Annotated in this window: 25 protein-coding genes; 6 read left to right on the plus strand and 19 right to left on the minus strand. The window is 51.4% G+C overall.

The window, feature by feature from the left end:
- Positions 1–13: 13 nt before the first annotated feature.
- The 12 genes from KKG35_01355 to rmuC all read right to left on the minus strand — a co-directional run bounded on the left by KKG35_01355 (position 14) and on the right by rmuC (position 9,811).
- A complete protein-coding gene (locus KKG35_01355; GenBank protein MBU1736765.1) occupies positions 14–1,039 on the minus strand; it encodes a ketoacyl-ACP synthase III in 1,026 nt (341 codons plus the stop codon).
- Positions 1,036–2,088, minus strand: coding sequence for a phosphate acyltransferase PlsX (gene plsX / locus KKG35_01360; protein MBU1736766.1), 1,053 nt, complete (start codon positions 2,086–2,088; stop codon positions 1,036–1,038). Before plsX ends, KKG35_01355 begins: the two co-directional genes overlap by 4 nt.
- A 9-nt stretch (positions 2,089–2,097) precedes the next feature.
- Positions 2,098–2,289, minus strand: coding sequence for a 50S ribosomal protein L32 (gene rpmF / locus KKG35_01365; protein ID MBU1736767.1), 192 nt, complete (start codon positions 2,287–2,289; stop codon positions 2,098–2,100).
- Between the two features lie 87 nt (positions 2,290–2,376).
- Complete coding sequence (locus KKG35_01370) at positions 2,377–2,892, minus strand: DUF177 domain-containing protein (GenBank protein MBU1736768.1); 516 nt, start codon at positions 2,890–2,892, stop codon at positions 2,377–2,379.
- A gap of 175 nt (positions 2,893–3,067) precedes the next feature.
- A complete protein-coding gene (locus tag KKG35_01375) occupies positions 3,068–3,574 on the minus strand; it encodes a hypothetical protein (GenBank protein MBU1736769.1) in 507 nt (168 codons plus the stop codon).
- A 33-nt stretch (positions 3,575–3,607) separates the two neighbouring features.
- Positions 3,608–4,081: a cyclic nucleotide-binding domain-containing protein gene (locus tag KKG35_01380; protein ID MBU1736770.1), complete on the minus strand. Its 474-nt coding sequence runs from the start codon at positions 4,079–4,081 to the stop codon at positions 3,608–3,610.
- Positions 4,082–4,083: 2 nt separating this feature from the next.
- Positions 4,084–4,725 (minus strand): ABC transporter substrate-binding protein, encoded by a 642-nt coding sequence (locus KKG35_01385; GenBank protein ID MBU1736771.1) that lies wholly within the window; start codon positions 4,723–4,725, stop codon positions 4,084–4,086.
- Positions 4,726–4,796: 71 nt separating this feature from the next.
- A complete protein-coding gene (locus KKG35_01390) occupies positions 4,797–5,609 on the minus strand; it encodes a VacJ family lipoprotein (GenBank protein MBU1736772.1) in 813 nt (270 codons plus the stop codon).
- A 3-nt stretch (positions 5,610–5,612) separates the two neighbouring features.
- The gene (gene mlaD / locus KKG35_01395) at positions 5,613–6,059 is read right to left on the minus strand and encodes an outer membrane lipid asymmetry maintenance protein MlaD (protein ID MBU1736773.1); all 447 of its coding nucleotides are present in this window, start codon (positions 6,057–6,059) and stop codon (positions 5,613–5,615) included.
- A gap of 92 nt (positions 6,060–6,151) precedes the next feature.
- Positions 6,152–6,979, minus strand: a complete 828-nt coding sequence (locus KKG35_01400) for an ATP-binding cassette domain-containing protein (GenBank protein ID MBU1736774.1) — start codon at positions 6,977–6,979, stop codon at positions 6,152–6,154.
- Positions 6,976–7,767, minus strand: coding sequence for an MlaE family lipid ABC transporter permease subunit (locus KKG35_01405; GenBank protein ID MBU1736775.1), 792 nt, complete (start codon positions 7,765–7,767; stop codon positions 6,976–6,978). The genes KKG35_01400 and KKG35_01405 overlap by 4 nt, the downstream gene beginning before the upstream one ends.
- Positions 7,768–8,488: 721 nt before the next feature.
- The gene (rmuC, locus tag KKG35_01410) at positions 8,489–9,811 is read right to left on the minus strand and encodes a DNA recombination protein RmuC (protein ID MBU1736776.1); all 1,323 of its coding nucleotides are present in this window, start codon (positions 9,809–9,811) and stop codon (positions 8,489–8,491) included.
- 367 nt (positions 9,812–10,178) lie between these two features.
- On the opposite strand from rmuC, the gene KKG35_01415 reads away from it, so the two are divergent.
- Complete coding sequence (locus KKG35_01415) at positions 10,179–11,765, plus strand: peptide chain release factor 3 (GenBank protein ID MBU1736777.1); 1,587 nt, start codon at positions 10,179–10,181, stop codon at positions 11,763–11,765.
- A gap of 130 nt (positions 11,766–11,895) precedes the next feature.
- Here the strand turns inward: KKG35_01415 and KKG35_01420 are convergent, their stop codons facing one another.
- A complete protein-coding gene (locus tag KKG35_01420) occupies positions 11,896–12,441 on the minus strand; it encodes a cytochrome c3 family protein (protein MBU1736778.1) in 546 nt (181 codons plus the stop codon).
- Positions 12,442–12,636: 195 nt separating this feature from the next.
- On the opposite strand from KKG35_01420, the gene KKG35_01425 reads away from it, so the two are divergent.
- The gene (locus KKG35_01425; GenBank protein ID MBU1736779.1) at positions 12,637–14,166 is read left to right on the plus strand and encodes a radical SAM protein; all 1,530 of its coding nucleotides are present in this window, start codon (positions 12,637–12,639) and stop codon (positions 14,164–14,166) included.
- A gap of 486 nt (positions 14,167–14,652) precedes the next feature.
- The gene (locus KKG35_01430; GenBank protein ID MBU1736780.1) at positions 14,653–16,098 is read left to right on the plus strand and encodes a DEAD/DEAH box helicase; all 1,446 of its coding nucleotides are present in this window, start codon (positions 14,653–14,655) and stop codon (positions 16,096–16,098) included.
- A 152-nt stretch (positions 16,099–16,250) separates the two neighbouring features.
- Here KKG35_01430 and KKG35_01435 read toward each other — a convergent pair whose 3' ends face one another.
- The gene (locus KKG35_01435) at positions 16,251–16,904 is read right to left on the minus strand and encodes a hemolysin III family protein (protein MBU1736781.1); all 654 of its coding nucleotides are present in this window, start codon (positions 16,902–16,904) and stop codon (positions 16,251–16,253) included.
- An 85-nt stretch (positions 16,905–16,989) separates the two neighbouring features.
- Complete coding sequence (locus tag KKG35_01440; protein MBU1736782.1) at positions 16,990–17,673, minus strand: TVP38/TMEM64 family protein; 684 nt, start codon at positions 17,671–17,673, stop codon at positions 16,990–16,992.
- An 886-nt stretch (positions 17,674–18,559) separates the two neighbouring features.
- Here KKG35_01440 and KKG35_01445 point away from each other — a divergent pair.
- Positions 18,560–18,988, plus strand: a complete 429-nt coding sequence (locus tag KKG35_01445; protein MBU1736783.1) for a peptidylprolyl isomerase — start codon at positions 18,560–18,562, stop codon at positions 18,986–18,988.
- A 17-nt stretch (positions 18,989–19,005) separates the two neighbouring features.
- On the opposite strand, the gene KKG35_01450 is transcribed toward KKG35_01445, so the two are convergent.
- The 3 genes from KKG35_01450 to KKG35_01460 all read right to left on the minus strand — a co-directional run bounded on the left by KKG35_01450 (position 19,006) and on the right by KKG35_01460 (position 22,317).
- Positions 19,006–19,263, minus strand: coding sequence for a GIY-YIG nuclease family protein (locus KKG35_01450; GenBank protein MBU1736784.1), 258 nt, complete (start codon positions 19,261–19,263; stop codon positions 19,006–19,008).
- A 186-nt stretch (positions 19,264–19,449) separates the two neighbouring features.
- Positions 19,450–19,713, minus strand: a complete 264-nt coding sequence (locus tag KKG35_01455; protein ID MBU1736785.1) for a hypothetical protein — start codon at positions 19,711–19,713, stop codon at positions 19,450–19,452.
- Positions 19,714–20,415: 702 nt separating this feature from the next.
- Positions 20,416–22,317 (minus strand): ATP-binding cassette domain-containing protein, encoded by a 1,902-nt coding sequence (locus tag KKG35_01460; GenBank protein ID MBU1736786.1) that lies wholly within the window; start codon positions 22,315–22,317, stop codon positions 20,416–20,418.
- A 111-nt stretch (positions 22,318–22,428) separates the two neighbouring features.
- On the opposite strand from KKG35_01460, the gene KKG35_01465 reads away from it, so the two are divergent.
- Positions 22,429–23,421 carry a methyltransferase domain-containing protein gene (locus KKG35_01465; protein ID MBU1736787.1) on the plus strand — a complete coding sequence of 331 codons (993 nt, stop codon included), beginning with the start codon at positions 22,429–22,431 and terminating at the stop codon, positions 23,419–23,421.
- Positions 23,422–23,509: 88 nt separating this feature from the next.
- Entirely contained in the window at positions 23,510–23,965 is a 456-nt protein-coding gene (locus KKG35_01470; GenBank protein MBU1736788.1) for a DUF1566 domain-containing protein, read from the plus strand.
- Between the two features lie 20 nt (positions 23,966–23,985).
- Here KKG35_01470 and KKG35_01475 read toward each other — a convergent pair.
- The coding region (locus KKG35_01475) for a phosphate transport system regulatory protein PhoU (protein MBU1736789.1) at positions 23,986–24,115 on the minus strand (130 nt) is incomplete at its 5' end.

Below are 24,115 nucleotides of genomic sequence, written 5' to 3' on the forward strand. Positions count from 1 at the left end.
CGAAGAATGACGCCTACCACCGGAGAATTTCAGCCCCCCAGGTAAAACCTCCGCCGAAGGCACATGTAAGGATCAGGTCTCCTTTTTTCAGCAACCCGCCCCGGTTGGCTTCATCCAGCGCTATGGGAACAGTTGCCGCCGATGTATTACCATACTTATGAATATTTATGAATATTTTTTCCTTCGGAACGCCTATCCTTTCACCCAGATTATGGAGAATCCTGATATTGGCCTGATGGGGTATGATCCAGTCGATATCCGGCCCTTTGACTCCGGCCGCCTCCAGGACCTGATCGATCGAGCTTTCCATGGCCAGAACCGCATTCTTGAAAACTTCCCGCCCGGACATCCGGATATAGGAACCATCATCAGGACGAGGACAACCGAGCCTGGCGGGATCGAAATCAGCAGCCTCTGTCCGGTCCATACCAAGGTAGGGATTCATGCTCGGCGCCGCGTTCATATAGAGCAGGTCGCCAAGCCGGCCGTCCGAAAACAATTTGCTGGCGAGAAGGCCGCGGCCGCTCTCATCAGCACCGACGATCACCGCTCCGGCGCCGTCCCCGAAGAGCACACAGGTATTACGATCCTTCCAGTTGACCCTGGCCGAGAGATTTTCGGCGCCGATCACCAGAATCTTTTTGTCCGGATATGCCCGGATCTGTTTGTCGGCAAGCTCCAGACCATAGATAAAACCTGAACAGGCTGCCGACAGATCGAAGGCAAAGGCATTGACCGCGCCGATCTCCTTCTGGACCAGACAGGCGCATGAAGGCATGGTCATTTCAGAAGTGATGGTCCCGACAATGATCATCCCGATCTCTTCGGCGGTGATGCCGGCCATTGCCATGGCACGCCGCGCGGCTTCGGCGGATATTTTCGATGTTTCTTCACCGGGCCCGGCAATCCGGCGGCTGCTTATTCCCGTTCGAGAAGTGATCCACTCGTCGGAAGTTTCAACGAGCTTCTCAAGTTCACCGTTGGTCAGCACATATTCGGGAAGATACGAGCCGGTTCCCTGGATAACCCCGCGAATCATGACATCTCCCCTTCAGGAATCTCACTCCCGTTCCCATCAACACTTTCAATGTCAATATCCGATTCGGCCAGATTACTGAGGATTCTTTCGTTCACTTTATTCTGTACCATTTCAGAGGCGACAAAGATGGCGTTCTTGATTGCCTGGGAGTTGGAACGACCATGACAGACGATACCGGTTCCCTTCACCCCGAGGAGCGGGGCACCGCCGTACTCTGCGTAATCAATTTTTTTCCTGAACCGGGAAAAAGCCCCTCTGGACAATAGATACCCTAGCTTGGCCATTGGACTTTTCGATATCTCTTCCCGCAACATGCTGGTGAGTGCAAGAGCAAGACCCTCGCTGATCTTCAAACAGACATTGCCGACAAAGCCATCGCAGACAATCACATCAACGTCACCAAGAAAGGTGTCGCCGCCTTCAATATTGCCGATATAGTTCAGGGAGCTCAGACGGAACAGTTCGTCGGTTTTTTTCACCAGACTGTTGCCTTTCCCTCTTTCCTCACCGATACTCAATACGCCGACCCTGGGGCTGTCGCTGCCGAGAATGACTTCGGCAAAGGCGGAGGCCATGATTCCGAACTGAAAGAGATGCTTCGGACGACAGTCGACATTGGCCCCGACATCCATCATGACTACCGGTTTTTTCAGGGTCGGGAAGATACTGGCAATTCCAGGTCGGGAGATATTTTTCAGCCGGCCGAGCGAACGGACCGCTGCAGCCATGGTGGCGCCGGAATTGCCGGCACTGACCACTGCATCAACCTTGCCTGCTTTCTGATGATCGAACGCTACGGAAATGGAAGAATCCCGCTTTCGGCGAACCGCATCTATAGGCGATTCGGCCATATCGACCACTTCAGTGGTATGGACAATGTGAAGACGGCCTGTATTGTTCAGGCCGTTCATTTTCAGGATTGAAGAAAGGGTATTCTCATCACCAAAAAGGGTCACCTCGAGATCTGATTCAGTCACTGCCTGGTAAGCTCCAACCAGCAACTCCTCAGAACCACGGTCACCCCCCATGGCATCAAGCGCAATATGCACTATGCCACCCTATTCCAACTCGTCCTCGTCTAGCTTGACAACAGTCCTTCCCTTATATGTCCCGCACCCTGAACATAAAGTATGCGGCAGCTTCGGCTCGCCGCAGCTGGAGCAGGTTGAAACAGCCGGTCCCGTCAATGCATCATGGGCACGACGTTTTCTGGTTCTGGAATGTGAATGTCTTCTTTTGGGTAATGCCATCTGTTCCTCCATATCCGGATATAGTTACATCCGTGATTTATTACGTGAAATCGGCCGGGACATCACTGTCCCGCCCCTTGAATCTTTTTATTTGTCGATCAATTGCCCCAATACACTGAATGGGGTTTCAGCAGATTTGTCAGGACACCCACATTTCCCAAGGTTGAGATTGTGACCGCAGCCCGCACATAATCCGAGACAGTTTTCAGCGCACAGCTTTTTGACAGGATAGGCAAGAACAACCTGCTGCTCAAGGATGGAACTTATGTCCACCGCCGTACCTTCAAAAAACACCACGTCCATTTCACTGCTGTCACACTGGTACTCTTTAGCCTCCTGCCCATCAGCCTCTCCAGCCTGTTCAAGCGTCAGACTGAACTCGATGGTCTCCGGCAGATTAAATTCTTCCAGACAGCGATCACACTCCAGCGCATAAACCAGATCAATTGATCCGCTGGCCATCAGTCGTTCCTGGCGCCGCTCAAGAAAGATTCTGGCCTCCAGTTTCCCGGATCTCTTGATCTCACTGTCTGGAAACCAGGAAACATCACTCACCTGCAGCTCAAGACCTTCCTCAGGAATCTCAGTAAGTTGTACCTGCAAAACAGAACTCCGGGGAAGAATGGACAAGCCCGCTGTATAAACCGGTGAATTATACGTTTTTCTTTTTCGATGTCAAGCGATTTAACCGTACCCGCAAAGAGCCTTAAAGCAGCAGGGATTTCCTGCTCAGGAAGGGGCCTGCAAGAGGCTTCCGCGCCTCAATCTGAAACAACACTCAGCGCCATTTCAAAACGATCTGCCACCGGAGCCAGCTGGCCAGAGAAACGGCTATGACCAGATTGATCACCCAGCGCCCATATTGGTCTCTGATCATTTCATCTGCATAACTGCCGATCAACAGCCCCATCGGGTAGGTGAAAAGGATGGTGTAAAAAACAATGAATCCGATCAGGAAGGCAAAGAGGACCAGAAAACCAGCCTGGAGTCGACCGGTATCCCTCTCAAGTCGATCCTGGAGTTTCAACAGGTGCCTTTCAAAATAGAACGCTCCCGCTCCCGGAATAAATGATAACGGGGCGGCCGCAGCGACAAGCCAGAGGCCGGTTTGGAATCTGTAATAAAAGATCAGAGTGAGTGCGGTAATCAGGAAAACACTCAGCAGGCCATAGGGAATAGGAGATTCTGGAAATTTAATCCCTCCGCCTAAAACGCCTCCTGCGCCTGATCCAAAAAACCTGAAAGAGGTCCAGCCGCCCTTTTTTCTTAAGGCCCTGCGATGCATTTCATTCCCCGGGATGGATGTATAGAGGGAAACTCAAAGAATAGCCGACAGCCTGTCGTACGAGCGACGCTGCCTGAGACTTAACACATGGATTATCCGCTTGAGGATTTTAATGCCCAGCAGAGAGTTTTCATGCAGAAGACGATCAAGACTGTCACAGGACAGAATCAGCAGTTCCGAATCTTCCATCGCTGCAACGGTGGCAGTCCGGAGCCCTCGATCAACGGCCGAGATCTCACCGACCATGGCGCCCTTGTCGAGAATGGCGACCAGGGTAAAGCGTCCGGGAAAACTTGTCTCCTTTTTGACCGCCAGCTTTCCTGCCAGGAGAAAACCCATGAAATCACCGGCTTCTCCATCATTCATGAGGATTTCCCCCTTCTTCCAGATCATATGCTCCAGGTAGGGGCAAAGGCCGGAGATCTCATTTTCATCGAGAAATTTGAAGATCTGGCCCAACACCTCGTTTCCGAGATCGCATACTTTAAGCCCTTTTTCAGCTGCCATGGTTATTGTCTGGCTTCCTCGTTCTTTTCCAGCTTCTCCTTGATTCTCCTGATCAGACCGGGATACTTCTCCTTGCTGATCACCCGGGTGAATTCAGTCCGGTAATTTCTCACCAGACTTACGCCCTCGATATCCACATCATAAACAAACCATTCCCCGTTATTCAGGTAGAGTTTGTAGTTAATCGGTATCTCCTGATTGTTTTTGACCACGTTCGAGTAAACCACGGCCCGGTCGCCGCTCTTCTCGTCGAGGAGTACTTTGGGATAAACAACCTGCTCATCCGAGTAGGCCTCGACTCTGCCGATATAGGTGTTTTTCAGCAACTCGGAGAAAAGTTTCTGGAATTCTTCCTGCTCAGCCGCAGTTCTCTCCTTCCAGTTCCTGGCAAGAGTTCTTTTCGACATCTCCCGGAAATCAAAGCGCTTCTCGACCTCGGCCATAATCACATTTCTCCGCTCTTCCTTCTTCTCCGGCGCGGAAAAGCTTTCATCCCTCATTATCGTCAGAATCCGGTCAACAGTTTCCCTGATCTGTTCCATGGGGCCCATATTTACCGCGCCTGCTCCGGTTGCCAGAGTTATCATGATAAAAACAATGATGATGGCGACAACTTGCCCAACAATCGATCTGCTTACTTGCATTTTCTCTCTCCTGAAGCGCTGGTCCCTGAAAATTTAATCAATGTATTACACAGCCTAAGGTTCTCAACAAATCACTTTTTGTCGTTTATCTGACTGCGTCTTTTTGCATAATAAGCATCCCGCAAAGCCCCGTAAGGATCCAGGGTGGCTTCCTTGAAACTTTCATAATCACCAAGCTTTAACGAAGTGGTGTTGATCTGATTGACCGACTTCGCTCCGGTCACAACCTTAAATCCTTCCTCATCATTGAAGGCAAGATATGAAAACGGATCGAGGAAGTAATCACCGGCCATCCCGATCGAGTCTCGAACATTGGAAGGACCAAAAAATGGCCAGCAGATGTAAACCCCCTCTCCTATACCGAACTTGCCCAGAGTCTGCCCCATATCTTCCGGACTCGGTTTCAGGTCGAACCAGTTACGGGCAGGATCCCAGAGGCCGACCACCCCTGCGGTGGAGTTGATCACGAACCGGGTCACTTCCGTTCCACTTTCGGCAATCTTCCCCTGGAGAAGACTGTTGACAAAACGGGCAGGCATTTTCAGATTCCTGAAAAAATTTCCGACACACTCCCTTGCCGGCTCGGGAACCACAAATGAATATCCTCGGGCAACTGGCCGAAGCAGCCAGAAATACAACTTGTCATTAAAGGTGAAAAAAAAGCGGTTGACCGGTTCGAGCGGATCGTAAACCTGCTCCGGCTCATCTTCGAGCCAGTCGTCGTCAAGCGCGGCGAACTCCCTGGCCACCTGATCGCCGCCACCCTGATTTTCCTGGGCACACAAGGGGAGAGCAATAAGAACAATCCCCAGAAGGACTGCCGCAAAAAAGAGCTTTTTCACCAGGCCATGATCACGGACCAATACCAAGAGAGAGTTGTTCATGTCCTAGACATCACCAAAAATATATTTACTGACAAGCTCTTCAAGGTCGATGGCCGACTCTGTTTCAGAGATCACATCGCCGTCTTTCAAATGATCTTCAGAACCACCCTGGATGATTCTTATGTATTTGTCACCGATTATCCCCATGGTCCGGACCGAGGCAATCGCATCTTCGGTGATCCTCACATCCTCACCAATCTTCATCGTGACCCTGGCGCGGTCATTCTCACCAAGATCTATGGATGCAATCCTGCCGATATTCACCCCCGCTATCTCAAGCACGGCGCCGGTTTTCAGCCCGGAGATGCTGTCAAACTCCGCACTGAGGGTATAACTCTTCTCCCGGGCAAAGATCGAAAATTCACCAAGCTGGACCGACAGGTACACAAAACATAGAAAACCGGCGATCATAAATAAACCGACTGAAATTTCAACACTGATCTTTTTCATGTTCAACCCTGATTTTTATAAATAACTGACTCTCACCAAATATTTCATTGCTAAAAAAAAGCACGGCGGGAGAGGAGTTTCCCCACCGCTTACTATTCCATCTCCTTACTGAGGTACAGATGTCCCATGGTTGTTTTCACAAAGGCCTGGATTTCCGGAACCTCGCAGAGCTGGATCTCCTCCGGATCATCAAAAGTGACCAGCTTGCTGCGATTTAATACCACCACCTGATCAGCCAGGTTGAAAACCTTGGGGATATCATGACTGACGATGACCGCTGTAAACCCGAACTTCTCCTGGGTCTCATAAAAAAGCTGGTAGATCTCTCTCGTTTTTTCCGGATCAAGACCGGTTGTCGGTTCGTCAAAGAGCATGATTTCCGGCTGCAGCATCAGAGCCCTGGCCAGACCCACTCTTTTTTTCATGCCACCGCTCAACTGCCCGGGGAACTTTTCCTCATGACCGATCAGACCAAGCTGGATCAAGGTTCCGAGAACCTTTTCCCGAATCTCTCCCCGTGGCATTCTGGTCCTCTCCTGAAGGGGAAGAGCCACGTTTTCAAAGACATTTAAGGAATCAAGCAGCGCCCCTCCCTGAAAAAGAACACCGAAAGAGCTCCGCATTTCAGAAAGTTCCCGCAGCCCCATGGTGGTGATATCCTTGCCTTTCACCAGGATGGACCCCGAATCCGGTTTGATCAGGCCGAGAATAAGCTTCAGGGTGACACTCTTTCCCTGGCCGCTGGCTCCTGCAATGACTGTCGTCATCCCGGGAAAAATCTTGAGGTTGACATGATCAAGCACCCTCTGAGCCCCGAAATTCTTAACCACATCAACAAGTTCTATGACCGGTTGATCCGTCCTGTCGGTCTCCCCGTTGATGCTGCCGCAATAGGTTTCCGGTTGATTCGATTCATTCATAGCATCAAAGCCGTCAGCAGGTAATCCCAGATCAGGATTGAAATGGAGGAGATAACCACGGCCTGGGTTGTGACCTTGCTCACCGCCTCGGCCCCGAAACCGGCCCCTTTGATCAGATGGACCAGATAGCCGCGACCAGTACAGACCCAGACGATAATGAGAGCAAAAACAAAGGACTTGACCAGCCCCATGTTGATATCCTTGTTGATGACACTGAGTTCCATACCATTGAAATAAGCGCCCGGATTCACCCCCAGAATCTTCACCCCGGCCAGATAGCCGCCAAAGATCCCCACGACATCGAAAATCCCGGTCAGAAGGGGGATTGAAATGATCGTTGCCAGAAATTTCGGGCTGATAAGATAGCGAAAGGGATCAACAGCCATGCATTTCAGGGCATCGATCTGCTCACTGTTCCGCATAATGCCGATTTCAGCACACATCGCCGACCCGGCCCTGCCGGTAACCATTAAGGCCGTCAGAACCGGTCCCATCTCTCTGAGCAGGGAAAGCGCCACCGCCGAACCAAGCATGCCCTCCGAGCCGAATTTGCGAAGGGTATAATAACCCTGTAAACCAAGGACCATCCCGGTGAACGCTCCGGTAAAAAATATTACCCCGATGGAATTAGCCCCTATCAGCTGTACCTGCTTGATCACCGCGGCGAAACGAAAAGGACGCTTGAAAACCCCCAGCAGGGCCCGGAACAAAAAAATGCCCATCCGGCCGATATCCTGAAAATAATAAAGAGTCAGGCTGCCAAGTTTTTCAATCGTGCTGAAAATCATGTTAAATATTTATTTCCAATGGAGATTTAAAGGGTCAATTATGGGTTAATGACCCGGAGCGGCTTCCCTTTTTCAGCCAACAGGTTACATGGCCAAAACCTGGAGTGTCAAGGGCTTGTTATATAAAGTTATCAATTTCCTGAATCCGTGAGCGTTCGAGAGCGGTACAGATGCAAGGCGACGACGATGTTGATCATACATATGATATATCAACGAGTTGTCAACGCAGCAGATGTGCCGATCTCGGGCGCCCCGCAGGGCGGCGGGTGAATGTCTGCCCCCGTAGCGAAAAAATTATGTTTTACGTAATTATAACCACCTGAGATGAGTAATCGCGCGGAGCCGTCACGGATTCAGGAATTGGTAAAAAGGCTCAAACCATTTTGGCAACATTGTAGCTATCTTTTCAGAGCTTTCCTACCAAGTTTTGTGTGAATTTTCACTTTTTTCTTTCTTTTCCAGTGAAAACCGATCCCACATTCAGGCAATTCGCCGGATCTTCCCGGCTCTCAATTCCCAGGGATGTTCATGATACCGTCACCACTCCTTCAAGAATCGAGATTCACCCCATTGCCGTGCTTCAGGGTATCTTCCATTCACCAACAAATGCCGAAGACCCTCCGCCAACACTCCCTCATAGGCCTCGCACTTGTATGGGATCAACCCTTTGCCCACAATTCTTTCTCCCTGATCCCGAACGGAGGTTCATCGGCAGGACATTTCAGTCTTCATCTTCATCCCCTTCGGTTTCGGCGAAGTCAGTGATCGATTTCGGAATTGTCTTGTTCACCTTGACCCCAAGCTCAACGAATCGCTCCGCCTGCCTGATCAGGTTCCCTTTGCCGGTGGTCAGTTTCGCCATCGCATCGTCATAGGTGCTATGGGTCGTGGAGATCTGCTTGCCGAGTTTTTCCATATCTTCGACAAACCCGCGAAGTTTATTGTAGACCGCAGAGGCCCTATCGGAGATGATCCTGGCATTCTGATTCTGCCTCTCGTAACGCCAGATATTTTCAATGGTCCGCAGAGTGGCGAGCAGGGTCGTCGGGGTAACGACCACAATCCGGTTCTCAAAAGCATCGGAAAAGAGCTTCTCATCTGCCTGAAAGGCCACCAGAAAGGCCGGCTCGATCGGCATGAACATCAGGACAAAGTCAAGGGACCGGATACCTTTCAGGTCGGAATAATTTTTGCTGCTCAGTCCCTTGATATGCTCTCTGACATTGTTGACATGTTCCGTAAGCGCCCTCTGCCGGTCAGCATCTTTTTCCGCCGAGCAGTATCTTTCATAGGCCAGAAGAGAAACCTTTGAGTCAACGACCACATCCTTTTCTTCCGGCAGATGGATGATTACATCAGGCTTGAACAGCTTCTCATCGGAATCACGGAATGACTCCTGGGTCTCATATTCCACTCCCTTGCGGAGCCCGGATTGCTCCAGAACCCGTTCCAGCACCAGCTCCCCCCAGTTCCCCTGGGCTTTTTTATCGCCTTTCAGGGCGTGGGTCAGGTTGATGGCCTCCTGATTGATCCGCTGGTTCAGCTCCTTTAAATCCTGCAGTTCCTTTTTTAACGAGGCACGCTCCTTTGCCTCGTTCACATACACATCATCAACTTTCTTCCTGAAATCCTTGATCTCTTCCTTGAAAGGTTTCAGAATCTCATCAAGTCGTTCTCGACTCTGCTCCCCAAGCTTCTTGCCCTTCTCGTCGAAAATTTCCTGGGCCAGGGTCTTGAACTGGTTCCGCAACTCTTCGCGCGCATTGTTAATCGTTGAAAGTTTTTCCGCACCAAGCTGCTTTTCATCTTCAACTCTGGTGTTCAGTTCGGCGATGGTCGCCATCTGCAGAGAATTCTCCCGGCGCAGGCCATCAAGCAGATCCTCCTTTCTTGAAATCTCCCTTTCCAGGTCGGGGATTCTTTCATTTTTCTGCAGGGATACCGCAAGTTGCTTGTCCAGCTCATCCTTGAAGGTCTTGAGTTTTTCCATATCCTGCTGATCCGTCGCCCGGGCTGACTCAAGATCATGAATTTTCTCGCGCATGACTGATATTTCAGCTGCTTTTTCCGCCTGAACTTTACGCAAGACCAGCCAGACCACAAAGGCACCAAACCCTGCCGCAATAAAGATCATGATCAGTGTCGAAATATCGATCTGCAATGCCCTGCTCCCTGTTGAAAATGTTAGCTGAGTTGAGCAGCTCGACTGCTCAAACGAAACTTATCCCGTATCGGTCAACGCACTGTTCAATAAGATTGTCACAGGATAATCGAAACGCCCGGAAATCACTTTAACAAATAATCGAAACCTATTGCTCTGGACAAATTTCTCTTCTTCCGTTATATAAACGGCCTCGGGGCTGACACACCGCTCTCTTCCTGCTTTACAAACGAAATATCGGGGACATACGTTGTCTGTAAAATTACGCAAAGAAATTGAGAAACGCCGTACCTTCGGCATCATCAGCCATCCCGATGCGGGTAAAACCACCCTTACCGAAAAGCTCCTGCTTTTCGGCGGCGCCATCAAGATGGCCGGGGCGGTGAAATCGAGAAAAACAGACCAGCACGCGGTCAGCGACTGGATGTCCATCGAACAGGAGCGCGGCATTTCGGTCACCTCCTCGGTCATGAAGTTTAATTACCGTGATTATGAGATCAATCTCCTCGACACCCCCGGCCATCAGGACTTCTCCGAAGATACCTACCGGGTTCTGACCGCCGTTGACAGCGCCCTGATGGTCATCGACAACGCCAAAGGGGTCGAAACCCAGACTGAAAAACTGATGGAAGTATGCCGGATGCGGAACACTCCGGTCATTACCTTTATCAACAAACTCGACCGGGAGGGCCTTGAACCGCTGGACATCCTCTCCGACATCGAGGAAAAACTGCAGATAGAATGCGCCCCTCTTTCCTGGCCGATCGGCATGGGGAAAAGTTTCAAAGGGGTCTACAATATCTACCGCCAGGAACTGCATCTCTTCACCCCGAGCCAGGAAACAAAACCCCAGGACATCATCGTTATTAAAAACCTTGATGACCCGAAACTCGATGAACTTCTCGGCCCCCAGGCGGACAAACTTCGCGAAGACATCGACCTCCTTGCCGGAGCTGCCAATCCGTTTGATCATGCCTATTACCTGAAGGCCGGCCAGACTCCGGTTTTCTTCGGCAGCGCGATCAACAATTTCGGGGTCAAGGAGCTCCTTGACGGCTTTGTCGAACTCGCCCCTCCCCCCGGTCCTCGCGAGACAACAACCCGTACGGTTGCCCCGGAAGAGGCATCCTTTTCCGGTTTCACCTTCAAGATTCAGGCAAACATGAACCCTGCCCACCGTGACCGGATCGCTTTTTTTCGCATCTGCTCGGGCAAATTCACCAGGGGTATGAAGGTCAGGCACCACCGGCTGGGAAAGGAAGTCGCCCTTGCCAACGCCACGATTTTCATGGCCCAGGACCGGAGCAGCGTCGAAGAGGCCTTCCCCGGCGACATTATCGGTATCCACAATCACGGGACGATCAAAATCGGCGACACCTTCACCGACCGGGAAGAGCTGAAATTTACCGGGATCCCCAGTTTCGCCCCTGAGCATTTCCGCAGGGTCCTCCTGAAAAATCCTCTAAAAGCCAAACAGCTCGGAAAAGGGCTGACTCAGCTGGCCGAGGAAGGAGCGGTCCAGATGTTCAAACCGCTGCAGGGCAGTGATTACATCCTAGGCGCAGTAGGTGTCCTGCAGTTCGACGTGACCATGGCGAGACTGAAAGCGGAATACGGGGTCGAAGCCGTCTATGAAAGTGTCGATTATGCCACTGCCCGCTGGGTCAGCTGTGATGACCGGAAAAAACTCCAGACCTTCGAAAAAGAGAACCAGTCAAACCTGGCCTATGATGGGGAGGGGCATCTTTCATACCTGGCCGGGAGTGAATGGCGGCTGTCTCGTACCATGGAACTTTATCCCGATATCCGGTTCCATAAAACCAGGGAACACAGCTGAGAACAGATGGCTGGAGGATCTGAACGAATCTTCCCCCCGAAAAACCAGAAGCGGATTTGCGTTATAAAAAAAACCGGAAGCTCCTCACAGGAAGCCCCCGGTTTCCATCGCAAGAATGGTTCGGTGAATCTTATTTTTTCGCCATCCTGACCTTGACCCTGGGGGTGGCCTGGGGTCCGCTTTTGACCTCGGCTGCGCCCGCGCTCTTCTTCATGTCATCGCTCGCCTGTTCCGTATGGCACACGGCGCAGAACCTGCCAATCTTCGCGCCTTTTTCAGTATCTACAACCAGATACTTGTAATTGTTGTTGGACGGATGCGGGTTATGACAGCTGACGCAGCTGAATTTCCCGTCCCGGAGAAGCTTGTCCGGAACATTGACATAGGACGGAATAATTCCCGTGGGATGGGTGGTTGACAGATGGATCGGCATGATCCCCTGGTCCTTGTTGTGACAACCGAGGCACAGCGCCTCGATCCCGTCGGCTTTGGTGGCCGAGGCGGGATTGTCGACTTTCTGATTCGGTTCGGCGCCGATGATAAAGTCACCTTTCGCGTAGTGAACACTATGGCATTCAACACAATTCTCATCGTGAGGCCCTGCGGCGAAAGAAATATTGACCCCACCGACAAAGAGTACCGCAACCAGCATTGACAAAACGATGTTCAACTTCATTCATTCCTCCAATCGTAATTGATGAATCCGACAAACCATTGATCCGGACCGAAAAAAATGTTCGGCAATGGATGCCCTTGCATGGTATCACCTGCATTGCAGCCCGGGCATGCCGACGAGGAAAAGCCTCGCCCCGGATCAAAACTGCGCCATCCTAACCGCTGTATCCTGACTAGTCAAGGGGTCTGTTATAAAATGAACCGACAGAAGCAACCCTCAGTACTGCTCATCCATCCCCCGGTCGCCAAACCGGCGGAACCCCCCGCCGGGATCACCCGTCTTGCCGGGGCATTACGGGGAAACAACATCGCATGCCAATTGCTTGATGCAAGTGTTGAAGGAATACTCTATCTCCTGAACAGTCCGCTCCCGGCCGATGACACCTGGAGTCTCCGGGCAATCAGGAACCGTGCCGCAAACATTGAGGCCCTTCGTTCTCCGGGACACTATCAGAACCGGGATCGCTACCGGAGGGCGGTGGCCGATCTGAACCGTCTGCTGGAAATTTACGGGAATGATCGAAACCTCACACTCAGCTTCAGCAACTATCAGGACCATGAGCTCTCACCCCTGAAAAGCTCAGATCTGTTGAGGGTTGCGAAGAAATTCGAGAATAATATTTTTTATCCCTATTTCTCGGAACGTCTTCGGCAATTGATCGCCGGAAATTTACCGGAAATGATCGGGGTCTCCCTGAATTACTTGAGCCAGGCCCAGACCACTTTCGCCATGGTCGGTTTTCTGAAAACCAATTACCCGGATCTTCCGATTGTCATGGGCGGCGGACTGGTGACCTCCTGGCTCAGTAACCTCGACTGGCAAAACCCTTTCGAAGAACTTGTCGACCATCTGATCGCCGGACCGGGAGAAGGGCCTCTTTTAAAATTGCTGGGGGTCGAACCCGGCCCGTCTCTCCTTCCCCCTGATTTGACTGATCTGCCGCTTGACCAATATCTTTCACCGGGCCTGATTCTGCCTTACGGTGCCGCCTCGGGCTGCTACTGGAACAGGTGCTCATTCTGTCCGGAGAAGGCTGAAAACAATCCGTACCTGCCCCTTGGCAACAAACGGGTCAGAAAAGAACTGGCCGGGCTGATCGATCACACAAAACCGGCGCTGATTCATTTTCTCGACAACGCCATCAGCCCTTCCCTGTTAAAAGATCTTGCCGCAGATCCGCCCGGAGTCAACTGGTATGGTTTCTGCCGTTTTGAAAAGCTTCTTGCCGACCCGGAGTTCTGCCATTCCCTTAAAAAATCGGGATGCGTGATGATCAAACTGGGCCTGGAATCCGGAGACCAGACAGTCCTTGATAAACTGGACAAAGGCATCAATCTCAAGATGGTTTCCATAATCCTCAACAATCTGAATGCAGCAGGAATAGCGACCTATATCTACCTTCTTTTCGGCACCCCGGCGGAAGACTATGCCGCAGCCCGCAGAACGCTGGATTTTGTGGTTGACCACCACGACTGCATTACCTTTCTGAATCTGGCAATCTTCAACATGCCCATCGAGAGCCCTGAAGCCGGACACTTTGCCGTCAGGAATTCATACGATGGAGATCTGTCCCTGTATACCGAATTCCAGCATCCCGCCGGCTGGAACCGAAAAGAGGTGCGGAGCTTCCTCGACCGGGAGTTTAAGCGACACCCCATCATTGCGGAGATCATCCGTAATGACCCGCCTTTGTTTACTTCGAACCACGCACCGTTTTTCTGTTGACGGCACATCGGTCAAATATTACCCGACCTTTAATACGCATCGATGCCGGCTTAAAGCTGAGTTGAGCAGCTTGTCTGCTCGTACCGATTAGTGAAAGAATTTAATCTCTTGCTAAAATCTCAGAACCCGGTATGATGAGTCCAAATTTTGGTTATAAGTATCAGGTTTCACACACGTCATAATTCCTTCCACGTTGAGTTCCACTCTTCGTAATATGCCGTTACCAAAAATCTGCTGATCACTTAAGGAAGGTGCCAAGAATTAGGATTGTCGTGTTTTTCCTTGCGACATCAGGCACTGTTTGGATCTTTCTGCCTCCTTATCAGGCAAACAATCTGAATAGACACATTACGCTCCGTTCCTATACCGGACCCGGTTTGCGCAGGGCACAGCACAGATCTGTGATTGCCACGGGACCGGGTCATGAATATGGAGCAATCAAATCGCCAGGCATAAATATGCCGGGCAAAGCAAGAAGGTATTTCAATGAGTTTTAAAAGTTTTAATTTTGACCAGAAGATCAACAATGGCATTCAGGCGTGCGGTTACACCGCACCTACCCCTATCCAGCTGGAAACAATTCCCCAGATCCTCAAAGGTCGCGACATCATGGGATTGGCACAGACCGGAACCGGCAAAACAGCCGCCTTTGTTCTGCCCATGCTGCAGAAACTGGTGAGCGGCCCCAGGCGCCAGGTTCGGGCAGTTATTGTCGCCCCCACCCGTGAGCTTGCCGAGCAGATTCATGAGAACATCGAAAAGCTTGGACGCCAGACCGGTTTGCGCAGTGTTTCGGTGTACGGCGGAGTCAGCAAGGTCGGCCAGTTGAAATCGTTCCGAACGGGGGTTGAGATCATCGTCGCCTGCCCCGGCAGACTTCTCGATCATCTGGACAGCGGCGATCTGAAGATTTCCGGAATCGAAATCCTGGTCCTGGATGAAGCGGACATGATGTTTGACATGGGCTTCCTGCCGGCCATCAAGCGGCTGTTGAAGTACATGCCCAAGACGCGACAGAACCTGCTGTTCTCGGCAACCATGCCGGAGGCGGTAAAAAAACTGGCCGATTCGATCCTCGTTGATCCGGTTACAGTGCAGATCAATCACTCCAAACCGGCCGACACGGTTTCCCATGTCCTGTTCAATGTCGAGAAAAAGGGCAAAACCCCTCTCCTCAAATCACTGATGAAGGAAACGGAGATGACCTCAACCCTGGTCTTCACCCGGACCAAATACGGGGCCAAGAACCTGGCCGTCACCCTGTTGAAAGAAGGGCACCAGGCCGTAGCCCTCCAGGGCAACATGTCACAGAACAAACGCCGAGAGGCGATGGAAGGCTTCAAGAAAGGCCAGTACAATGTACTGGTTGCAACCGATATTGCTGCCCGGGGCATTGATGTTTCAGGGATTTCTCATGTCATCAATTATGATGTCCCGGATACCGTTGAAGCGTATACACACCGGATCGGCAGAACCGGTCGGGCTCAGTGCACCGGCGAAGCGATTACCTTCGCTGCTCGTGAAGACTTTCGATTTATCAAAGATGTTGAAAGCAACCTGAACAGCAAAATGCTCCTCAGGGAGACCCCGGAAAACGCCCGGTTCGAGAGCGAACCAACCGAGTTGCCGTCGGGAAATCGCCACCGACCCGCGCCGAAGAGAAATCAGGCAAGGGGCATCCGCAAACCCGCGAGAAATGCTGCCGCAAACCATGTGTTCAATTTTGCCACCAGTGACGGGAAACCGGAAAGAGACGAAAATTTCGCCGGCAAAACCTCCGGTCACCACAACCCATCCGCAAAGAAAACCTATGACCACAAAGGCGGTAAAGCGCAGCGTGGTCGCCGGTCGGCACCGATGGGGCTGGATTTTGTACCACGCGCCAGAAGACGCGGGCAAAGCAGCACCGCCCGCCCTCAGACGGAAAGATAATCTGATGGCCGACAGTCGGCAGGATCAGCTTTAAATGCAAAGCGGAACCCGGGAATCATATCCTGCGTTCCGCTTTGTTGTTTTCCGGACTTCTCTCCCGCCAGGTCGACAATCATTCAAACTGCAAGATTCAGATGCAGATCAGAGCTACATCAAACCGCATACCTGAAAACAGCAAAGTAATGACAAACAGTTCCCGTGATCACAAAAAGATGCCAGATAAAGTGGCCGTAGTGGAACCGCCAATCGGTCACATAAAAGTACACCCCTGCCGTATAGGATAACCCTCCGGCAAGCAACCAGAGAAAACCTTCCATTGGCATGCCGGCAAGCAAAGGCTTGATGGCAATAACGATCACCCAGCCCATCGACAGATACAGAATGGTGGAAAGAACCGGGTGCGACCCTTTGACAAACACTTTCAACGTCACCCCGATCAGAGCGATCCCCCAGATAATTCCGAAGAGCGTCCAGCCCCAAACGCCACGCAGCACACCAAGGGTGAACGGTGTATACGTTCCGGCGATTAAAAGAAATATAGCCGAATGCTCAATGACCCGGAAAATCCGCTTTGCCTTGCCCGCCGGCAACAGATGATAAAGAGCGGAAGCGAGGTAGAGTAAAATGATGGTTGCGGAGAAAATGCTTGCACCGACAACAGACCAGGCGTCTTCAGAACGGACTGCATTGCTGATGATAAATGGCGTGCCGACAAGCGCCGCGACGAGCGCGGCTCCATGACTGATGGTGTTGGATAGTTCTTCACCGCTTGACTGATTGCGGTCCGGATCTGTAGAGATACGCATAGCAGTTCCTCTAAAACCTACTGGAAAAGATTTTTTCGAGATCGGGCTATTTTCACATTTATCTATTACTTCCGGATTCACACCCTTAATCGGACAACTTCTTTTTTCTATGACCTGCGTAAAGAGAGTTCATCCCGAAGGTTATGCCGATGATTGCGACAAGGAGGATCACCCATGTCCACCAGGGCAGGACATGGACGTTATCCCCCAAGATGACCATCATCAGGGTCATCGGCAGGATTCCTAATCCGGTGGTCCAGGAAAAGGTCCACCAGGATATCCTGGTCATTCCCGCACCGTAATTAATAAGATTAAAAGATATGATCGGGATGAATCGGCTGAGGAGGAGCGACATTGCTCCTTGGTCCTGCACCCACCGGTCAATTTTTTCGAGTTGGGATCGGTTGACTTTCCTGGCGACAAAAGGTCGGCCGTACCTTCTGGTCAGGCCGAAACTTGCATACGCACCAAGCATGGCGCCAACCCAGGTGATCACCACGCCCCAGAATGGGCCGAAGACCATGCCGTTGGCAATGGTCAGGAATTCCGCCGGATACGGGATAAAAGAGTGGACGATCATCAACCCGATTGACCCCAATGCCCCCCAGGCGCCCAGCGAACGGATAAAATCGACAATTGTGGTCTTGTTTATTTGCAGGGCGGGGAACAACAGCTCGAGTACTGGACAAATATCGAAGTAGGAAAAACAAAGGAGGAACGCCGTCAGAACAGCAAGCGCGGCATAAAGTGGCAGGTATCTTTTCTTCATTAGATCAACCGATGCTCGATCAATAGCGGTGCATGTGTTTTCATGGGCCGGTTCTCCTGAGTATAAAATCCGCAACACGTTGTAAGTCCGATAGCTGTTCAGCTGCCGGATACGAGAAGAACATGATCAGTCCTGTTCTTCCCGTCTGAACTCCTGCCGTTCCCCACTCTCTATTGATATACCCGAAATTATGGAGAAAAGGTTGCAAAGAAAAGGCTACTGATAATCTGCCTGTTGTCAAGAACCGGCGGCAAGCTCAAGAGAAGAAGGATGACGCCCACACCTTCATGAAATGAAGACTCCATGGTTTTATGAATCATCAACTCCGATAACAATCTGGATATTCTGCGAACCTTGCGAGTGCTTGTGTAAGGGGGGGGGGCCAGCCGACAGCATGTTAACTGTCGGCTGGCTCCAGTAGGAGGAAAGATAAAAAATCTAAAAGGGGAAGAAAGATTTTTTTATCCCTACAGGTGTCATCGTATCACAACCTCAACGCTTGAAGTCAAGAAAAAAATATATTTTTTATTATCAATAAAATCACACACTTAACTAAACGATGAAATGAATTACGAACTGGCGACACAGTTTTGTCGGTCAGGAATCAAAGCTGACAAATCACCCAACCGACGACTCCATGATAAACACCCACCTCCACTATCATTTCTTTTCTGACTATGTTAGAGTGGCACCCTTTTGTAAATTTTGACACAATAATTTCTATTTATTCCGGTCTCACAGGATATCAATCCACGGACAGCACACATCCTCTCGTCACGACTTTTGGTGGCGAGTCTGCTCTCCCCTGATCAACCGACCATGGATTGTAAGGCTTTTTTTTCATCCAGCCTGTGAAGCCACCAACCTCATGACTCAGGAGGACACTATGAGCCAGGCCAAAAACGGCGACACCGTCAAAATCCATTACACGGGAACCCTGCAGGACGGAACTATTTTCGATTCATCCGCCGGAAGGGAGCCTTTGGAGTTCATTCTCGGCAGCGGCCAGGTAATCCCCGGGTTTGATGAAGCCGTCAGTAATATGAAGAAGGGAGAAAGTAAAACCGTCACCATCCCCTCGGAAAAAGCATATGGCCCAAGAAATGAAGAGCTGGTGATGACTGCCCCCATCGACCAGGTCCCGCCGGACCTGAACCCGGAAGTGGGCCAGCAGCTCCAGCTGGGCGGCCCGGAAGGACAGGTGATCGTGGTCGAAGTCATTGAAATCAATGATCAGCATATCAAGCTTGATGCCAATCCGCCCCTTGCTGGAAAAGACCTGACCTTTGAAATCGAGCTGGTCGAAATCAACTGACAGACCATCGGGAAAAGCTATTTCCGGCCGGCAATCAAGGCAAGTTTTGCTGAGCGGGACATCTTTTTAATCTGATTTTCTCTGCTGGCCGCTTCCGACCTGGATCCGGCCGGTTCAGAGTAGACAAGAGCCACCGGCCGTCGACCCTTCGTATATTTTGCACCCACATCCGAAGAGTTATGCTCGGTAAGGCGCTTGTCTATATCGATGGTGATCCCGGTGTAAAGTGTATCATCATCGCAACGGACAATATAAACCAGCCATAAAGATTGCATCCTTTCCTTCCCTGCCAGAAGTATCAATCACCAAGAGAAACCCACTCTCTCCGCTGAGGGCTTGATTCTAACCTGAATCTTGAACACCCTCAATCCGTGTAGGATTTTTCCTACAAAAAAAGGTGACGGGTAAATAATCAATATTTACCAGCCACCTTTTATAATTACACGGAAATAAGGATCTATCTACCCATGCATGATCATCGCCTCACCTTCGGTCACATTGGCTGAGTAGCAGGTCGGGCATCTGGCCGGAGCATCTTTACGCAACACTCCTCCGCAATTGCATTTGACGCTCCCGTCAATGATCTGCATGATCATGTCGCTGAATATTTCATGTTCCTGGCCACAGGTGTCACAACGAAAAATCCTGCAGGTACTGCCTTTTGCGATCAGCAGGACAAAATCATGACCGCATTTCCCGCACACCCCTTTTGCCGAATAGATCATAACACTCCCCTCCAGCGTTATCCAATCATCCAAGCGCTGCATCATTTCTACTGGCCGACAACCCGTCTGAGATAGGCGAGAATTTTACTCCAACAGAAAAACAAAGTCAATACAGTCAGTTAAGACACACAATACCGACAGATTACCATGTAGGATTTCCCCTACAAGCCTGACAAACAGAAGCATTTATGCAACCGGGAAGTCACCGGAAACAGAATGTGAAACATTGAAAGAGTGTATAACCCGAGATTGGGGAACAGGGAAATAATCCGGAGAAAAGAAAACTGGCCCAGTTCCCAAAAATGAGAGAGAGGGAGAGAGAGTTGGGAACTGGGCCAGTTTTCGAGGGAGAGAAACTTATTCTATCACACTCAAAAGCCAAAAACCACCACAATGTGGTATTGTCTGAAAAAAAATCCCGCCGCCATGAAAAAAAAGAATCAGGGTTGACGTGCACCCCTTTCATCCTCAGCAAGTCCGCTGGGGCTTTTCTGACCAATCCGATTTCGAAACGAACGGAGTGCACCCGGTATTGCGGCAAGAAACAGCCCACTCCGGATACAGATCATGACAACACCGGCTGCAGCCGTTGCCACCACCATTTTTTCTAAAAAACGGTTATGCATCAGGTTCTTCAAAATCCGGAAAAATTTGGTTCAGATGGACGGCAAGCCGCCTGCAGATAACTGAAATCTCACATTCCTAATCACCGGCTGCCCCCAACCCCTCAAGCTCCTCCCACCTTGCGTAAGAAAGCGCAAGCTTCGCCTCAATCTCTTCAAGTCTCCTGCCGGCATTGGCAATATCGGAGCCATCACCTTTGGTGTAAAGAGAGTGATCGGCCATCAGGCGGAAGAGCTCCGCCTGTTCTTTTTCCAGTGCCTCGATCTCGGCAGGAAGAGACTCAAGTTCACGGTTTTCCTTGAAAGAGAGCTTCCTCTGGGCCGCTTTGACCGTCTTCGGCTTCACTTTCTTGCCCTCGGTCCTGACCTTTTTTTCAGTGAGGGGGCTTGGCCGCTGCTTCAACCAGTCATCATAGCCGCCAGCATATTCCCCAACTCTCCCCTCGCCTTCAAAAACCAGGGTGCTGGTCACCACATTATTGATGAAGGTCCGATCATGGCTGACCAGGAGCACAGTCCCGTCGTATTCCATGAGCAGCTCTTCAAGGAGTTCAAGGGTCTCCAGATCGAGATCGTTGGTCGGCTCATCAAGGACCAGAACATTTGAAGGCCGGGCAAATATTTTTGCCAGGAGCAGCCTGTTTTTCTCTCCGCCGGACAACATGCTGACCGGCGACCTTGCCCGCTCCGGGGCAAAGAGAAAATCCCCCAGATAGCCGATCACATGTTTACGGCGCCCGTTAAGTTCAATAAAATCACCGCTGTCGCTTAAGTTCTCGATCACGGTCTTGTTTGTATCAAGCTGCATCCGCTGCTGGTCAAAATAGACATGATGCAGATTGCTGCCGAGCTTGATTTCTCCGGAATCGGGCGGCAGCTCGCCCAAAAGCAGTTTCAGAAGAGTGGTCTTGCCGGCCCCGTTCGGGCCGAGGATCCCCGTCCGGTCTCCCCGCATGATCGTTGTGGTGAGGTTCTTGACCACCTGTTTCTCACCATACCCATAGGACACATCTTTCAGCACGGCGACCAATTTGCCCGACATTCCGGCTCCGGTGGCTTCCATCCGAACCCGGCCGAGCTGTTCACGCCGCGCCGCTCTCTGCCGCCGCATTTCCTGCAGTTCCCGGACCCGTCCCTCATCTCTGGTACGGCGGGCCTTGACCCCTCGCCTGACCCAGACCTCTTCTTCGGCGAGTTTCTTGTCGAACTTTTTCCTGGCAATCTCTTCGTTGCCAAGCATTTCCTCTTTCCGGCGCAGATAATTGCCATAGTCTCCCGGCCAGCTCGTCGCCCTGCCCCGGTCAAGATCAATGATCCTGGTTGCCAGTTTTTTTAAGAGATCCCGATCGTGGGTAATGAAGAACAGGGTACACGGACTGTTCTGCAGAAACTCTTCCAGCCATTGGATCGAATCAATATCAAGATGATTGGTCGGCTCATCGAGAAGAAGCAGATCCGGTTCGCCGACCAGGGCATGGGCAAGCATCACCCGTCGCTTCATGCCGCCGGAAAGATCTCCAAAGGGTTGTGCCGGATTCAGCTGCAGGGTGGAGAGGACCGTCTCAATCCTCTGTTCGGTCTTCCAGGCGCCCGACGTATCCATCTTCTGCTCAAGAGCGGCAAGTTCAGACAATATCCCCCCATCATGATCCTCGGTAAGGCGTTCGAGAAGCTGTTGGTGTTCCCTGATCAGATTTACCGATGCCCCGAGTCCTTCCGCCACCACATCGTAGACGGTCCCCCCGATAAACCCCGGGACCATCTGACTGAGCATCGCGACCTTCAACCCCTGCTGGAAGACGACCTTGCCGTGATCGGGAACAATTCCCCCCGCGATAATTTGCAGCAGGGTCGATTTTCCTTCGCCGTTGCGGCCGACGAGACAAACCCGTTCCCCCGACTCGATCTGCAGGTCAAGACCGTCGAGCAGCGGCGCTCCACCGAAACTGTGTTTTATTTCCTGAAGGTCAACAAGTATCATAAGGGTTGCTGTATTACCATAAATCGTGCTTGTATAGTATCGCTATTTATGGATGGTTATCATTTTACCGACTGTTGTTTCGCAGTTCCAAATCCAGCATTGAGGAAAAATATGGAGACAAGCAGCCTTCATCCCGGAAAATTATTTGGCCTTGCCAGCAGCTACTGGCAGCCGTGCGCTCTTCATGCCGGGGTAAAACTCGGCATCTTCAGTTCCGTTGCCAGAAACAAGAGCACCACCGGAGAGATTGCCGCTGACCTGGGTACAAGTCCCCGAGGCACCGAAGCCCTGCTCAATGCCCTGACGGCCATGGATCTTCTGATCAAGAAAGATGGCCGTTTTACAAATGCTCCGCTGGCCGCCGCATTTCTGGTGAAGGAGAAGCCGGGATATGTCGGTCACATCATCATGCACCATCACCATCTGGTCGATGGATGGGCCCAGCTCGATGTGGCGGTGAAAACCGGTGAGCCGGTGGAAACCCGCGACCACGGTGAAGAGAAAGAGCGGGAAAGCTTCCAGCTGGGGATGCTCAACCTGGCTCTGGCCATCGCCCCGGCCATTTCAAAAGAAATCAATCTGCAGGGGCGTAAACATTTGCTGGATCTGGGCGGTGGTCCCGGGACCCACGCAATCCACTTCTGTCTTGAAAACCCGCAACTTCGGGCGACGATTTTTGACCGGGAAACCACCAGGCCCTTTGCCCTTGAGACCGCACGCAGATTCGGTGTGGAAAAGCGGATTGATTTTTCCGCCGGAGACTTCAATCGCGACCCTGTCCCCGGAAGATATGACGTGGCCTGGCTCTCGCAGATCATTCACAGTAATGCCCCGGAAACCTGCCGCAAGCTTATCAGAAAAACCGCCGCCGCCCTGAAGCCTGGAGGATTGCTGCTGATCCACGATTTTTTCCTGAACGACGATTACGCAGGCCCGCTTTTCCCGGCCCTCTTCTCTCTAAACATGCTGATCAACAATGATGGCCGCTCCTACTCGGCAGCTGAGGTATCAGAGATGATGGAAGAATCGGGCCTGACCGATATCAAGCGTCTCTGCTTCCAGGGGGGAAATGACTCGTATATCATTTCAGGAGTGCTCAAATAATCAGCAAGATCTCCTTGTCTTCACCTCCGGCGATGGATACTATTTAAGCCATCACTTAACCATCAATTGGTTTCAAGAGGGGGCAACTATGAAGCTTGATCTGATCAGATATTTCCTGCTCATGGCTGTTGTTTCGGCATTCCTTTCCGGCTGTTCCGCAATGAACGCGAGCGGATTGAGAATAACCGGCGACGGAGTCATGCAGGCCGGCTCTTCAACTCTTACCTGGCAGCAGGTGAGAAGCCCGCTCTTCACCTCAGCCGAAGAAGCTGAAACCTATGTGAAAAATCTCTCCCTCGGCGGTTTCACCGACTGGCGACTGCCTACCAGCGAAGAGCTGCTTGATTTCTACTTTTCCTTCGATTTCGGCGGCTCCAGCGCCAAGGCGGATGCCATGGGAATCAAGGTGGAAGGGAATTACTGGTTTAAAGACGAGGAAGGCTCCCCCCAGACCGGAGCCTGGAAGGATGACGGCGATATCTGCGAGATCACCAGGGGCTACCGGCGTTCCGACTCAGGATATGTCCGGGCGGTACGCCCATAGGGGGGCAAAAAACCACTGATTCACGGTTCTTCGTTGTAAACCTCAGGGGTGTGCCTGACGATCTCGGCATCGATCAGATAGATCACGTCTTCAGCGATATTGGTCGCGTGATCGGCTATTCTTTCCAGATGCCGACCGGCGGTGACCGCC

This window comes from Pseudomonadota bacterium (assembly GCA_018823285.1).
Classification (GTDB): Bacteria; Desulfobacterota; Desulfobulbia; order Desulfobulbales; family JAGXFP01; genus JAHJIQ01.

Coding starts and splice junctions, on each gene's coding strand:
- KKG35_01465 (MBU1736787.1), top strand. CDS start 22,429: ATGGAGACAAGCAGCCTTCATCCCGGAAAATTATTTGGCCTTGCCAGC.
- mlaD (MBU1736773.1), bottom strand. CDS start 6,059: ATGAAAAAGATCAGTGTTGAAATTTCAGTCGGTTTATTTATGATCGCC.
- KKG35_01450 (MBU1736784.1), bottom strand. CDS start 19,263: ATGCAATCTTTATGGCTGGTTTATATTGTCCGTTGCGATGATGATACA.
- KKG35_01405 (MBU1736775.1), bottom strand. CDS start 7,767: ATGATTTTCAGCACGATTGAAAAACTTGGCAGCCTGACTCTTTATTAT.
- KKG35_01375 (MBU1736769.1), bottom strand. CDS start 3,574: ATGCATCGCAGGGCCTTAAGAAAAAAGGGCGGCTGGACCTCTTTCAGG.
- rpmF (MBU1736767.1), bottom strand. CDS start 2,289: ATGGCATTACCCAAAAGAAGACATTCACATTCCAGAACCAGAAAACGT.
- KKG35_01445 (MBU1736783.1), top strand. CDS start 18,560: ATGAGCCAGGCCAAAAACGGCGACACCGTCAAAATCCATTACACGGGA.
- KKG35_01460 (MBU1736786.1), bottom strand. CDS start 22,317: ATGATACTTGTTGACCTTCAGGAAATAAAACACAGTTTCGGTGGAGCG.
- KKG35_01385 (MBU1736771.1), bottom strand. CDS start 4,725: ATGCAAGTAAGCAGATCGATTGTTGGGCAAGTTGTCGCCATCATCATT.
- KKG35_01420 (MBU1736778.1), bottom strand. CDS start 12,441: ATGAAGTTGAACATCGTTTTGTCAATGCTGGTTGCGGTACTCTTTGTC.
- KKG35_01430 (MBU1736780.1), top strand. CDS start 14,653: ATGAGTTTTAAAAGTTTTAATTTTGACCAGAAGATCAACAATGGCATT.
- KKG35_01355 (MBU1736765.1), bottom strand. CDS start 1,039: ATGATTCGCGGGGTTATCCAGGGAACCGGCTCGTATCTTCCCGAATAT.
- KKG35_01435 (MBU1736781.1), bottom strand. CDS start 16,904: ATGCGTATCTCTACAGATCCGGACCGCAATCAGTCAAGCGGTGAAGAA.
- KKG35_01425 (MBU1736779.1), top strand. CDS start 12,637: ATGAACCGACAGAAGCAACCCTCAGTACTGCTCATCCATCCCCCGGTC.
- KKG35_01380 (MBU1736770.1), bottom strand. CDS start 4,081: ATGGCAGCTGAAAAAGGGCTTAAAGTATGCGATCTCGGAAACGAGGTG.
- rmuC (MBU1736776.1), bottom strand. CDS start 9,811: ATGCGCGAGAAAATTCATGATCTTGAGTCAGCCCGGGCGACGGATCAG.
- KKG35_01455 (MBU1736785.1), bottom strand. CDS start 19,713: ATGATCTATTCGGCAAAAGGGGTGTGCGGGAAATGCGGTCATGATTTT.
- KKG35_01390 (MBU1736772.1), bottom strand. CDS start 5,609: ATGAACAACTCTCTCTTGGTATTGGTCCGTGATCATGGCCTGGTGAAA.
- KKG35_01470 (MBU1736788.1), top strand. CDS start 23,510: ATGAAGCTTGATCTGATCAGATATTTCCTGCTCATGGCTGTTGTTTCG.
- KKG35_01440 (MBU1736782.1), bottom strand. CDS start 17,673: ATGAAGAAAAGATACCTGCCACTTTATGCCGCGCTTGCTGTTCTGACG.
- KKG35_01400 (MBU1736774.1), bottom strand. CDS start 6,979: ATGAATGAATCGAATCAACCGGAAACCTATTGCGGCAGCATCAACGGG.